Annotated in this window: 12 protein-coding genes; 11 read left to right on the top strand and 1 reads right to left on the bottom strand. The window is 49.2% G+C overall.

The annotated features are described in order from the left end of the window. The first annotated feature begins 118 nt into the window (after positions 1-118). The 8 genes from ACFQI7_RS13495 to ACFQI7_RS13460 all read left to right on the top strand — a co-directional run bounded on the left by ACFQI7_RS13495 (position 119) and on the right by ACFQI7_RS13460 (position 10,249). A complete protein-coding gene (locus ACFQI7_RS13495) occupies positions 119-2,566 on the top strand; it encodes a family 43 glycosylhydrolase (RefSeq protein WP_218101517.1) in 2,448 nt (815 codons plus the stop codon). 45 nt (positions 2,567-2,611) lie between these two features. Continuing rightward, positions 2,612-4,375 carry a glycoside hydrolase family 2 protein gene (locus tag ACFQI7_RS13490; RefSeq protein WP_218101518.1) on the top strand — a complete coding sequence of 588 codons (1,764 nt, stop codon included), beginning with the start codon at positions 2,612-2,614 and terminating at the stop codon, positions 4,373-4,375. A gap of 754 nt (positions 4,376-5,129) precedes the next feature. Then, on the top strand, positions 5,130-6,011 hold the full coding sequence (locus ACFQI7_RS13485) for a MurR/RpiR family transcriptional regulator (RefSeq protein ID WP_218101519.1): 882 nt from the start codon (positions 5,130-5,132) through the stop codon (positions 6,009-6,011). A 34-nt stretch (positions 6,012-6,045) separates the two neighbouring features. After that, entirely contained in the window at positions 6,046-6,753 is a 708-nt protein-coding gene (locus tag ACFQI7_RS13480; RefSeq protein WP_218101520.1) for an SIS domain-containing protein, read from the top strand. Positions 6,754-6,769: 16 nt separating this feature from the next. Further along, a complete protein-coding gene (locus ACFQI7_RS13475) occupies positions 6,770-7,684 on the top strand; it encodes an N-acetylglucosamine kinase (protein WP_218101521.1) in 915 nt (304 codons plus the stop codon). Beyond that, positions 7,681-8,808: a neutral/alkaline non-lysosomal ceramidase N-terminal domain-containing protein gene (locus ACFQI7_RS13470; RefSeq protein WP_218101522.1), complete on the top strand. Its 1,128-nt coding sequence runs from the start codon at positions 7,681-7,683 to the stop codon at positions 8,806-8,808. Before ACFQI7_RS13475 ends, ACFQI7_RS13470 begins: the two co-directional genes overlap by 4 nt. A gap of 163 nt (positions 8,809-8,971) precedes the next feature. Continuing rightward, positions 8,972-9,178 carry a hypothetical protein gene (locus tag ACFQI7_RS13465; RefSeq protein ID WP_218101523.1) on the top strand — a complete coding sequence of 69 codons (207 nt, stop codon included), beginning with the start codon at positions 8,972-8,974 and terminating at the stop codon, positions 9,176-9,178. 276 nt (positions 9,179-9,454) lie between these two features. Then, a complete protein-coding gene (locus tag ACFQI7_RS13460) occupies positions 9,455-10,249 on the top strand; it encodes an endonuclease/exonuclease/phosphatase family protein (RefSeq protein ID WP_218101524.1) in 795 nt (264 codons plus the stop codon). A 315-nt stretch (positions 10,250-10,564) separates the two neighbouring features. Here ACFQI7_RS13460 and ACFQI7_RS13455 read toward each other — a convergent pair whose 3' ends face one another. After that, entirely contained in the window at positions 10,565-11,452 is an 888-nt protein-coding gene (locus tag ACFQI7_RS13455; protein WP_218101525.1) for a LysR family transcriptional regulator, read from the bottom strand. A 104-nt stretch (positions 11,453-11,556) separates the two neighbouring features. Here ACFQI7_RS13455 and ACFQI7_RS13450 point away from each other — a divergent pair, with 104 nt between their 5' ends. The 3 genes from ACFQI7_RS13450 to ACFQI7_RS13440 all read left to right on the top strand — a co-directional run bounded on the left by ACFQI7_RS13450 (position 11,557) and on the right by ACFQI7_RS13440 (position 13,891). Beyond that, a complete protein-coding gene (locus tag ACFQI7_RS13450) occupies positions 11,557-12,426 on the top strand; it encodes an alpha/beta fold hydrolase (RefSeq protein WP_218101526.1) in 870 nt (289 codons plus the stop codon). Between the two features lie 167 nt (positions 12,427-12,593). Beyond that, entirely contained in the window at positions 12,594-12,764 is a 171-nt protein-coding gene (locus ACFQI7_RS13445; protein WP_218101527.1) for a hypothetical protein, read from the top strand. 251 nt (positions 12,765-13,015) lie between these two features. Then, positions 13,016-13,891 (top strand): M81 family metallopeptidase, encoded by an 876-nt coding sequence (locus ACFQI7_RS13440; RefSeq protein ID WP_218101528.1) that lies wholly within the window; start codon positions 13,016-13,018, stop codon positions 13,889-13,891. The last annotated feature ends 1 nt before the right edge of the window (position 13,892 follow it).

Below are 13,892 nucleotides of genomic sequence, written 5' to 3'. Positions count from 1 at the left end.
GAATAAAAAACGTCTTAAATGGATTGGTTTGTTGTTTCCTATTCTCGCTATTATTGTTTTTGCTGCGTTTTTTCGAGAGCCGAAAGATGTGGGGGGCATAAGCATGGAGGGAACCGGTATGATTGAGAAACTAAAGGACTCGGATACTTATAAAAATTGGATGAGCTTGACCGTGGAGAAAAAAGAAGGATATGAAGACGATCCTCTCAACGGAAAGAATTATCCTGCCGGCGATCCTTTCGTTATGAAGCATAACGGGATTTACTATTTATACCCAAGTACGCATTTCGGGTTATCCGACATTCGGGCGTGGAGCTCGGAGGACTTAATCCACTGGAAATACGAAGGGATCGTAGCGAAGGATGAGCGCTTGAAGATGGCCTACGCTCCTGAAGTTACCTATTGGAACGGTTACTTTTATATGGTTACCTCACCGTCAGGAAAGGGTCATTATGTTTTAAAAAGCGATAGTCCTACGGGTCCCTTCACATTGGAGACAAGTAATCTTGGCATGAGTATCGACGGCAGCGTATTTATCGATGATGACGGCAAGTGGTACTTTTATAATTCCGGTTCGAAAGGAATTCGCGGGCGGGATATGCCTACCCCGCTAACTTTCGGGGATGAGCACATTTTGCAGGGCACAAGCATGAACCACTGGACGGAAGGGCCTTTCCTGCTCAAACGAAACGGTACTTATTTTATGACGCAAACGGGCAATCATCTGATGAGTAAAGGTTATCGTATCAACTATTCCATCTCGAAGGATGGCCCACTTGGCAAATTCGTCACGCCCTATAATAATCCGATTATCATCAACACAGATGACGGTTTTCACGGCTTGGGGCATAGTTCCACCGTGATGGGACCCGATCTCGATTCGTATTACATGGTGTACCACAATAACAAAAATCCCGTAGCGCCGGGAATCGGTCACGACAGATATTTAAATATGGACAAATTAGTTTTCAACGGAGACAAGATGGACGTTCTCGGGCCGACAAACTTCCCGCAAAAAGTGCCGAAGCGGGCACCTTTTTATACATGGATACAGCGGGACGGGGCGGAACGAAATTTTGATAAGCTGACGCATGGAAAAACCACTACCCTCGTTAGCAAATCGAAAACGAAGGAAAGCTATACAGCGGAGTTCAACTTTAGGGCGGTTTTGGAATCTAAGCGAGTTGAGAGCAAGAAGTCTCAAGCCGGCGTTATATTCTCTTATGAGAATGAATCCCATTTCGGCATGGTTTCCGTGCATATGCCTGAAAAGAAGCTTGAGCTTGTAAGCGTACAGAAGGAAGAACGTCGTTCCATTGCCGCTGCATCCTTGCCTGAAGATCTGGACCTGACCAAGCTTCATACGATTCGGATTGAAAAGGATCGGCAGCAAGTAAAGGTTTATTTTGACGGGATGCAGAAGTTGGATGCAGAAATGAAAGACTTAACGGCGGGCAGTATCGGTTACGTGTACGAAGATTTCGTTTTATTGCCGGATTATACCGCATTCAGTCATGAGGTGAACGGCACAAGCGATTTCGAAGCTTATAAGCCTGTTCCGGGGAGTATCGAGGCCGTACATTATTTGAAAGGCAAAGAGCGAGGCTACCATACGAAACAAAAACCGGAAATGCAAAATCCTTTTCGTCCAGAGGATGATATTGCGATCGATAAAACGGATGGCAATACGTACTTGGTCAATCTGAATCATAAAGGGGATTGGCTCCAGTATAACATCAACGTTAAGGAAGATGCGACCTACGGGATCGATTTTAGAGTAAGAGGTCAGAAGGAAGCCGCGGAACTGGAAGTTTATGCCGACGATCAATGGATAAGCAATATTGTCGTGCCTCCTGCCGATGACGATCAAAAGAGCGGCTGGGTGAAAATGAAAGGAATCGGAAATCTTCCTCTTCGTGCGGATTTGCACACGTTGAAGCTTAAAGTAAAAAGAGGCGAAATCCATCTGCTGGACTTTGATGTTTACAAAACGGACTTGGAAAAACTGGATCGGACGATCGATCTGATCAAGGGAGGCGATACGGCCGGCGGTTTATTTAGCGATTGGACCTATATTGGCAAATGGTCCGTCTCGAATCAGGGTTTAACTTCCGCCCCAGACGTGAACAGTATGGCATTTACGGGAAAAACAACCTGGAGCGATTATACGGTCGAAGCGGATCTGACATTATCCAAAACCTCCTTGCAGGATGATGCGGGTATTCTAATCCGTGCTTCTAACGAGTCGACACATAAAGATCAGGTGCCGGACGCCTTAATGGGCTATTATATCTCTTTTTCACCAAGCAGAGTTGCTCTGAAAAAATTAAATTATGACGCTGCCGTGCTTGAAAAAGCGGATGTTAGCTTTCAAAAGGACAAAAAGGTTCATATTAAGATTCAAGCTGAAGGAAGCACGATTCGGGTTTACATGGACAACAGTCCGAAGCCTATCCTTCAATATACGGACAGCAATGCGTTTACTACCGGTAAAGTTGGCGTCAGATCAACGGCTAATGCAGTTGTGTTTTTCGAGAGGTTAAGCATTAAAAGCGGAGCCAATTAACGGTTCAAAGATACAAAACATAACTCAAGGCGTGGGAGAAACGATATGACAACAAAGAAATATGTGAAAAATTACCCGAGACCTCAGTTCGTGAGGGATCAATGGGTCGATCTGAACGGCGAGTGGCGCTTCGGCTTCGACGATGCGGGCATTGGTGAAGCAGCGGGCTGGCCGCGGAACTTCGGCGGCGACCGCAGCATTATCGTCCCATTCACTTACGAAACGAAGGCGAGCGGCATCGGTGAAGAAGCCCATCATCCGTTCGTCTGGTACAACAGACAGCTTGACGTTCCTGCAGAAGCTTCCGGCAAGCGGATTCTCCTGCATTTTCAAGCGGTTGACTATATTGCGAAAGTATGGGTGAACGGGGAATACGTCGGGAGACATCAGGGCGGCTATTCGGCATTCACGTTCGACATCTCGCCTTATGTAACGTTCGGGTCCTCAAACGAGCTTACGGTTAAGGTGGAGGACAGCAAGGACGCCACGCAGCCGCGCGGCAAGCAGCGCTGGGTGGATGAGAACTTCGAATGCTTCTATGTGCAGACGACGGGCATTTGGCAGTCCGTTTGGCTTGAATATGTCGAGCGGGAATACGTCGATGCGGTGAAAGTAACGCCGGATCTCGATGCCTCGTCCGTTCGCTTCGACTACCAGGTCAAAGGCGACGGGCACTTCGGGAGCAAGCTGCGGCTGGAAACGGTCATCAGCATGAAGGGGCGTCAGGTCAAGCAGGCAAGCCTTACGATCGATCGCCCTTGGCTTACGCTGGAGGTCGATCTCGTTCACGAAATGAACGGCCCGTGGAAGCGGTGCTACTGGGCTCCCGGTCATCCGAATCTGTACGATGTGGAGTTTATTTTATACCGGGATGACATCGTGATCGACCACGTCTACTCCTATTTCGGCATGAGGAAGATATCCATCGAGAAGGGCAAGGTGCTGCTTAACAATGTGCCGATCTATCAGCGGCAGATGCTGGATCAAGGTTATTGGCCGGACAGCCATCTGACGCCTCCTTCCGAGGAAGCGCTGATCGAAGACATCGAGCTTCTGCTGAAGATGGGATATAACGGTGTCCGTAAGCATATGAAGGTGGAGGACGCCCGATACTTGTATTGGTGCGATGTCAAAGGTGTGCTTGTATGGTCCGAGATGGCCGCAACCTTTGAATTCAACGATCAAGCGGTGCAAAATTTCACGGAGGAGTGGATGGAGATTGTTCGCCAGCAGTATAATCATCCATCCATTATCACGTGGGTTCCGTTCAACGAATCGTGGGGCATCATGAACATCTTCAAGGATCGCAGGCAGCAGAAGTTCACCGAGGCGATCTATCATTTAACCAAAGCGTTCGATCCGAACCGCCCGGTCATTACGAACGACGGCTGGGAGCATACGGTGTCCGATATATTGACGCTGCACGATTATGTGGAAACGAAGGAGCAATTTCTTAAACGCTATGCGAACAAGGACGAAATCGTAAACAATGAGAAGACGTTCAATCAGTGGAAATACGCCTTCGCCGACGGCTACAGCTACAAGGGACAGCCGATTATGGTAAGCGAATTCGGCGGCATCGCCTTCAAGTCCGATAAAGGCTGGGGCTACGGCGGACAGGTCGCTTCGGAAGAAGCGTTCCTCGAACGCTTCCGCGGCATTCACGAGGCGATCAAAGCGACGGACTACATCGTCGGCTACTGCTACACGCAAATTACCGACGTCCAGCAAGAGGTGAACGGGCTCTTAACCGAGGATCGCAAGCCGAAGGTGCCGATCGAGAAGATTCGGGAGATTAATCTTTCCTGACGATATGAGTTAAAAAAGCGCCGAAGTCGATTTTTTTTATCGACTCCGGCGCTTTTTTTGTGGAAAATCGTAACAAGCGCGGATACGCGGCTTGCGGATTGCCGGTGGATTATATTAAATGTCGGGTGACAAGAACTTGATCTCATTCCCGACAGATCTAGCGAATTGAACGGAGAAGATAAACGATAATGCTGCTCCGCGAACTAATGAATAAACTACCCTTATTGGAAGATCGACGAATTCTTCTTGGCGAGTTAATGGTAGGCAATGATCATTATGGAATGTGCAACAGCTACGCTGCACGCTGTTTTCCTTTGCGGCTGCAATTCGTCGGTACTGGGCGCCAAGATAATTATCAGACCCTCGTAGCGAATGAGAGGCTTCAGTCAAGGCAGAGCGGAGATATTTGTTGCCTTTTCCAGTCATCGAGGGTTTTAGTTTTTCTGCACTCTCGTTGTGTCCTGGAACCGCATAGCTGTGCTATGTGATCGATAATGGACGTCAGATGTTCCTTGGGCGTAAGACATTTAGAGTCAAAACCATCGTCCCAGCGATGGTTTTTTTTGTACGCAATAGTAGAGCCAGTCGGGAAGGGATAAGGGATAAGGTGGAACTTTGAAGGTTTATATCATGAAAATAGATAAACAATTTAATTGTATGTATGTGATTTTTGTGATAATCTCTAAATGTAGTAAAAATTACAACATAATAAATATAATATGTATTTAAAATACAAAGGGGCGAACCATCCGCCATGAGAGAACTTCGATCTTCGCAAGCTTCCGGTTTGACAGGTGGAGTACTGCAAGCTATAGGCCAAGTATATAACCAGCTGCGCAAGTCAGAGAAAGCGGTTGCAGACTATACTATGCGACATCCCGAAGAGACGATAAACAGCAACATCTCCGACATTGCCCAAGAGTGTCAGGTTAGCGAAGCGACTGTGATCCGATTCTGCAAAGCAGTCGGATTTTCGGGCTTCCAGGACTTGAAGATCAACTTGGCTAGACTTTCGACGTTTGCAGAGGCTCCGACGCTTTATGAAAATATTCGCAAGGAAGATAGCTTGGAGACCGCCATCGGGAAAATCCATTCCAACAATGTGCAGGCGCTAAATGGGACATTCCAGAATCTTGATTTGACGCAGTTGCAGAAGGCTGCGCAAGCGTTGGCCGACGCCCGCATGATTTATTTGTTCGGATTCGGTACATCGGGTCTTGTCGCCGAATATGCCGCCTACCGGTTTACGCGAATCGGACTTTTGACGAAATCTTGCACCGACAGCCATCATATTGCGTTGTCTACTGCTCTGGTGAAGCGAGGGGATGTCGTACTGGCCGTGTCGCAGTCCGGAAGCACGAAGAGTATCGTGGAATCGCTTGAAGAGGTGAAACGGCGCGGCGCGTTTACGGTGACCATTACCGGATACCCCCGGTCACCCGTCGCCAGAACAAGCCATATCGCCTTGAGAAGCGCCGTGCACGAGACGCCGTTTGAAAGCGGGGGCATGCCTTCATTGATGGCACAGCTGAGCGTTGTCGACGCCCTGATGGTTGGGGCTTCGCTCGAACATTTTGATGAATCGATTACGATGATCCAAGCCACGACAGAAGCTTTGAAATCGAAAAAGTATTAGACACCAGACCGAACGATATGGGATGTGGGCGAAAATGGAAAGATATTTTGAGAAAGTGCAAAGTATTATCAAGCAGGTCATCCTAACGCAGGCAGACATGATGCACAAAGCTTCCGAACGATGCGCGAAGGTGCTGCTTGCGAACAAGCAGTTGTTCTTCTTCGGAACAGGACATTCGCACATGCTCGCGGAGGAAGCCTATTATCGGGCAGGCGGCTTCAAGCAAGTCAAGCCGATACTTGAAACCGCTTTAATGCTCCACGAAAGCGCAGTGAAAAGCACGAGGATGGAACGTATGGAGGGCTATGCGGACATTCTTCTGGATGAACATAAAGTCGGACAAGACGATCTTATCTTTATCATCTCCAATTCCGGACTTAATGCGGTTCCGGTGGAAATGGCATTCGGAGCCAAAGCCAGAGGAGCCGCCGTTATAGCGATCACGAATGTGAAGCATTCGATGAGCGCCGCACCAAGACATAGCAGCGGGAAAAAGCTGTACGAGATTGCCGATATCGTGCTCGACAACTGCGGGGATCGGGGCGACGCCTCTGTCCGACTGGAGAACGTCGGCGTCGCGGTAGGTCCGACCTCCTCCGTCATCGGCGCGTTCATCATCAACAGCGTTATGGTGCAGGTGGCGGACAATATCGCGCGGCAAGGTCTCGTTCCACAGGTGTATGTAAGCGCAAATGTGGAAGAAGGCGACACCCATAACGCAAAATTGGCGGAAAATGATTGAAGAGGAATGAGGATGCGTGAAACAGTATTTGGTGGGTATTGATGGCGGTGGCTCGAAGACGGAGGCGATCCTGTTCGAGATGACCTCGGAAACGGCGCATACGATATCGTCGGGAGGGATCAATTCGATAGTCGAAGGAGTTGATGCCGCATCCCTCCATCTGAAGTCGCTTATCGCGCAAATATGCGACATAGTGAAGACTGAATCTGGCCAAGTGTTGAGCATGTGTATCGGATCTGCGGCAATTGTGAAGGAAACGGACGATCATTGGATACTGACGCTGCTGAGAGACGCGTTTCCCGAGGCGAAACTGCGAGGCTTCATCGATTCCCGAATCGCACTGGAAGGAGCGCTAGGCGGGCGTCCCGGAGTTGTCGTCATAGCAGGCACCGGCTCCATTGCATACGCCCGGCGGCAGGACGGAACGACGTTGCGGTGCGGCGGATGGGGGCCGTGGTTCGGCGACGAGGGGAGCGGCTATTCCATTGGCTGCGATGCGCTACGCGCAGTGGTTATGGCTCTGGACGGGCGCGGCAAGCCTACATTGCTGACGGAACGACTGCTCACCCTCCTTGAAGTACAGCATGATTTGGATATCATTGACAAGGTATACGGCGGCTACAGGAGAAAGGAAATCGCGTCATTGGCAGTTGAGGTTGCGGCATGCGCCGCGCAAAAAGACGAGATTGCCTTGCGCATTCTGGACGATGCGGGCCGGCGATTGGCGGAGCACCTGCTCACATTGGCGAACCGGGTAGATTGGGAAAGTCCGCCGGCATTATCATACGCAGGTGGTGTATTTCGCATGGGAGAAGCAATCCTCAATCCGCTTAAGTCTCACCTTGGGGAATGGAGCCGTATGTTGCAGGAGCCGCACCGAAGTCCGGCGCACGGTGCCGTGATGCTTGCTTTGAAGGAGCTTCAGTCATGAGCGGTCGCGAGTCGTTGACAATGGGTATGTCCAAATTCGATATTACGCCTTCGTTGCCTTGCGACTTGGGAGGGTATGCCACACGCGGGAAGTTGGCGGACAGTGTTCATTCGAGATTGTATGGCAAATGCATGGCCGGTTGTGATGGGGAGACGCGCTTCGCCCTAGTCAGTCTGGATCTGCTCGGGATAGACCGGAACATACGGGACGCCGTGATTCGTCGGTTACAGATCGAAGAAAGGATTCCACCCGACAGGGTAAGCCTGTTCGCCACCCATACGCACTGCGCGATCGACGGCGTGCCGGACGTGTTGCATAAAGGCTTGTGGACAACGGACCCCGGTCATCTTCCCATGGAGTATAGACATCGGCTAACAGATGCGATCGTTAGCGGCGTGAGGAAGGCTTTGGCGTCGTTGAGGAAGGTTCGCCTGCAATGGTACCGAGCTGAGTGCCCCGGAGTTGCCGGGAATCGCAGAGACAAGGGTAAAACCGCTGACCCGGCCTTAAGCGTCCTGCATATTTGCGACCCAGAGGGTTCGAAGGTGATCGGCGGCCTGCTGCACTTCGCCTGTCATCCGACGGTTATCGGACCTCAGACGAGCACCGTTTCCTCGGACTTCCCCGGAGCGGCTGCATCACTGATGGAAAAGCAGCATCCCGGAGCGGTTTTCCTTTATGCGAACGGAGCGGCTGGTGATATCAGTACACGATATACGCGCAGAGCGTCCGATCCTGCAGAGGCGGAGCGGGTCGGGAGTTTGCTCGTTTCCTGCCTGACGAAAGCGAAGGAGCTTCCTTCGTTGCAGCAGTACGATTCCGCAATGTCCGCCTTCGAGTTTCAAGATCGGCTGGGCGGGAATTCGATTCGGACTGTTCTTCAACGCATCGTGCTTGGAGGGATGACCCTGTGGATGATTCCAGGCGAGCTCTTCTCCAGCTTTGCGTCGGTGCTGAGGCAGCGGAACGCCGGGCATGTCGTCGTATGTTATGCGAATGATTACATCGGTTATATTCCCGATGAGGAGGCATGGACTTCTGGCGGGTATGAGGTGGAGGTCAGCAGACTGACCTCTGGGGAAATACGGCGCATGAGTATGTTTTGGGAGAACGAAGGCGTTTAAGCTTTAACGTCCGAAAATTCATATTATCGTGGGTTCGGGAGGCTCTCGACAATGCGACGGGTTTCCCTATCGTGAAACAACCGATCCAGTTCACCTTCTTTATAGTCAAAGCGGTTACGACCGCGAACAAAATGAGACGACTCTCTAGAAACAATACGTAAAGATGACGAATGTCAAGGTCGATTTCCAACTTGTCCCGTTCGATGGGATAGGGGAGAAGCGGAATCTGGCGCTAGCCAGCAGCGATTATCTGGATTCGTTCCATACGCTAAGAATACCTACTTCGGATTTGATGCTGTACGAAAGCCAAAGAATCTTCATCAAGCTGAACGAGCTGACCGACAAGCATGCGCGAATTGTAAGAAGCTGATGGGAACATATTCGTTCATCAAACAAGGCTTTACGATGCCGGACGGCAACATCCACTCGTTCCTGCTTGTGTATGAGCCGGGCTTTCATGTGATACAGATCAGTAACTCGGTAAGAATGGCTGGATCGGTTGAATATACTCGAACCGCAGACACTTGACGAATTTTATGCGTATAAAAGGCCGTCAAGTCATCCGATATGAACGGAAACGGCTATTCCGTTCGGCAGCGGATCGGAGCGTTCAAGGGATAAAGAAAGAAAGGAGAAATGATTGGGGGTGAGGAGAAAAATGGTACGAATCAAGCTTATGTCTTACAACATCAGACATGGGCGGGGCATGGACGATCAAGTCGATTTGTCGCGAGTCGCGGATGTGATCAAGCGATCTGGTGCCGATATCGTAGGCATTCAAGAAGCCGACGAGCATTGGAGCGAGCGCAGCGACTACGAGGACCAAACCGCTTGGTTGGCCTCGGAGTTGGGTATGCATCACGTTTACGGCGGCAGCATCGATCTGGATCCGACGGCGGAATCCCGGGGGCACAGACGCAAGCATGGAGCCGCGGTGCTGAGCAAACATCCGATCCAGGCTAGCCGGCAGCGGCTGTTCTCTACCTGTGTGAAAAGTCGGCGGGAACTGCTGGAGACTGAAATCGACGTCGAGGGCGTTGTACTTCATTTTTATTGCACGCATTGGGGTCTCGAGGCAGAGGAACGCATGATCCAGTCGGGGGAAACGATCCAATGGATGAACGAGAAGATCGGACCTGGCGTCGTCGTCGGAGACTTCAATGCCGAGCCGGGTTCGCCCGAGATGGTGCGGATTTTCCGGGAGTTCTGCGACTCCTGCGCAGGGGAGCCTACATCGTCCGCATTGTACACGTTTGCGGCGGACCGCCCGGTCAAACGTATCGATTATATGTTAGGGAACAGGCACATTCGCCTGTCGAATCACGAAGTGATCTTCACTTTGGCTTCCGATCACCTACCGATCTTGTGCCAAGCGGAGTTTGGGATAATAGAACAAAGGCGAGGAAACCCGGAAACCGGAGGGAGCATGGCGCGGTGTTGAGCAGTACTCGATCACATCGGTGGAGAATAGGGTATTCACGGAATACGATACGCACTTTCGTGCTTTACTGGAAACGAAAAAGATGAGAGTGGAAAATCGTTCTATTTCTTCGTGACCCATTGGGGAGTGGAGGCCTCGGACAAACTTTCGCAAGTTCATCCAGGATCGGATGGAAGCTCATCAACCATAATACCGGCATTGAAGAGGCGCCAAGCAGGGGCTTGATCGTAATATTCGTGATCTACAGCAAGTTTTGACGACTCCCATAATCGGGAGTCGTTTTTTCAAAAATAAGATCAACGGCAAGCCTGCAGGTTAACATTCAGTTGAATATTTTTCACGTATGAATGAAAGAAAAATATTTGATACAGGGGTAAGTTCTTTATTTTTTTTCCAAACTACCCCAAGAGTAAGCTCACATTCTGGTTCATCCACTTTCAGCCAAACCAAAGGATGGTTTTGAAGGCCTAACGTTTTTGGCAGTATAGCAACGCCAAATCCGGCAGACACCAATCCGGCTACCGTATCCAATTCATCTGCATGAAATACGGTGTTCGGACGAATCTGCTTTTTTTCGAACAGTTTATTGATGGTGAAGCTTAGTCCGCAAGAGGTTTTTAATCCGACGTAAGGTACCTCCCGAAGCTCCTCCAAATTTACGCTGCTTAGGTTAACCCATCGATGATTAAGAGGGGTTGCGAGGAACAGTTCGGATTTTCCCATTAGATGCCAATGAAACGAATCATTCACAAACTCCGGCGTAGTTATGCCAAAATCGCAGTCGTTATTGGATATTAACGTCAACAGCTCATTGTTGGAACTCTGATGCAATTCAAATCGGATGTCCGCATATCGTTCGCGGAACGAATTAAGCAAGGACGGAATTAGTTGGGCACCGAGCATATGAAGGAAGCTCAGAGAGATTACTCCAGCCGAAGGATTTATTAGATTCGTAATCTCTTGCTTACCCTTCTCAATTTCCATCAATGCGAGCTTGGCACGCTCCAAAAAAATGCGTCCATACCGATTCAAAACTAGGCTGCGGCCGCTACGTTCAAATAATGCAACACCTAACTCTTTTTCTAAAGCGGATATGGAACGACTTAATGCAGACTGAGTTAGGGATAGTTCCTTTGCGGCATTGGTCATATGCTGTAACTGAGCAACTGCAATAAAATATTCAATCTGCTGCCATTCCATCATTTCCCCTCCTTGATTGATTACAAAAATGCATGATTTGTATGATAACAATAAATTAGACGGAATAAAAGAACAAGTATAAGATTTTACTACAAGGAGGGGGTTATATGGCGATTAATAAGCAGTCGCACAATGAGCGGCGGAAACCCGCTACGCATCTGGTAACGGGAGGTGGAGGCGTTAAACTGCATGTCGAGGAATTCGGTGCTGTTCATGGCCGACCGCTCCTGTTTATTCACGGAGGATCACAGTGCCGCTTATGCTGGAACATGCAAATTCATTCAGAGCTCGCATCGGATTTCAGGCTGGTAACTATGGATTTGCGCGGCCATGGACTTTCGGAAAAGCCGAAAGACGGGTATGGAGATGCTCGGCTGTGGGCTGAGGATATTCACGCTGTCATTAAGCAGCTTCATCTAATGCAGCCGGTTTTAGTCGGTTGGTCGTTCGCGGGAATACCAATTCTTGATTATATCCGTGTTTATGGGGAGAAAGAGATTGGAGGCATCCATTTTGTCGGAGCTATAACCCGACTCGGCAGAGAAGCTTCAATGGCTGATTTGGGCAGCGCTACGCTACAATTTTCAACAAGCATCTTTTCCGATGAACCCATGGTAAGAGTAAATGCTCTGGATCAGTGGTTAAAGCAGTGTGTTCATCATAAAGCGCTGACTCCGGAGGAACACTATTTCTTTCTCGGATGCAATGTAATCGTTCCGAGTTACGTTCATCAAGGAATCTTTAATAGACATGTAACGAATGATGATCTATTAGCCTCACTTACCAAGCCGGTTCTGATCACGCAAGGAATGCATGATCGAACCGTCAATCCAGCAGTAGCGCGAAGAATCGTTGAAATCACTCCAAATTCCAGATTATCGCTATATGAAGAGGCAGGACATGCCGTCTTCTGGGATCAACCGGAACGGTTTAATCTTGAACTGAGGGACTTCGTACAGTCGTTAAAATTGAGCTAAAGGGAACGATAGTTCAATACCAAAACGGCTGCCGCGGGGCAGCCGTCATTGCGTTAACGGGAGGATAGTCTGGAAATTTAGTCCATGTTAAAATATGGATGTATAATCCATTAAATCAAGAAGATTGGTCGTGACAATTCTTGGGGGTAACTTGGGGGTAAATATGCATGGAGACAGACAAGGTGAAAGTTCGATTATATAATCCTAATGGAGATTTTATGATAGGAGAGTTTATCTTGCACGAAGAGTCTCCTGAGAACCCAGAAATGGTACTTATAGAATTTTTCTTTGTGAATAGGATAGTAAACAGTGAAAGTGTAAACTTTTTTACTGCATGATTTAGTATAAGAAGGTGTGCTGGGAAATTCCTTATTTTGATAAGACCAGACCGAATTATCAAATTATTAGCTGATGTAATGAAAGCAGGGGCGCTGCGGCTACGGCTGGGCGCTTTTATTATGGTTTGAAATGAAATTCGTTTTCTTTATGTGAATTATTTTTCTTGTTATAAATTACTACCTCGTGCTACACTGTTTCCATAATCTCTCATTGATGGTCCAAAATATGGATACAAGGTGGTGATCCGTGCTTGTCAGCTCAGCTGCGCATCGGTGTTGTCGGCGTTTATCATGAAACGAACACGTTCGCTCCGGGCATTACGCAATGGAAAGATTTTCGCCATTGTTTCACAGCCGGCAAAGAGGCATTTATGTCCTTGTTCCTGCACACTCGTACAACCATGGGGGGAGTGATTGACGCTGCCAATCAATGGAACATTCAGCTTGTTCCGGGAGTGTATGCTTCAGCAACACCAGGCGGAATCGTATCTGCCGAGGCGGCGCAACGAATTCTGGAGCAGCTGCCGGCGTCTATTGAACCAGGGCTGGACGGACTGGTTGTCATCCTTCATGGAGCTATGGTGTCGGAGCAGCACTGCGATATGGAAGTCGCCTTATTGGAAGCTATCCGGGCCGTCGTTGGCCAGGAACTCCCGATTGCGGCTACGGTGGATTTGCATGCCAATCTTGGAACCGAAATGTCTGCATTATGCAGCCTGTTGGTAGGATACGATAGATACCCGCATATTGATGCGTACGAGCGCGGAATGGAAGCCGTTGACTTGTTGTTGCGTCACCTAAACGGGGAGATTAAGCCGAGAATGGCTATTGCCAGGCCGAATATGTTGGTGGTTCCGCAAACGATGATTACCACGGAAGGCGTTATGAAGAGCCAGCCGGGACCTGTCTTTCATCTTATGTTTATCGATCAATCGGAAGTCTCCGACTTCGATACGTTCCAACTTCGCGATACACAGCTTTATACCCGATTTGCCGAAGAAATGCTGAATGCCGGGATTCTGGTCCGGCCTAATGGGCTGTGGTATGTATCGGCTGCCCATGGAGAAGCGGAAGTAAGAGAAACGCTGGATGCGGTGGAGCGGGTTGCAATGCGAATAGCCCCATAAT

Source organism: Paenibacillus allorhizosphaerae, from assembly GCF_042659105.1.
Lineage (GTDB): Bacteria > Bacillota > Bacilli > Paenibacillales > NBRC-103111 > Paenibacillus_G > Paenibacillus_G allorhizosphaerae.
Note: the sequence above shows the minus strand (reverse complement) of the source record. Positions and strands in the feature narration are given on the sequence as shown.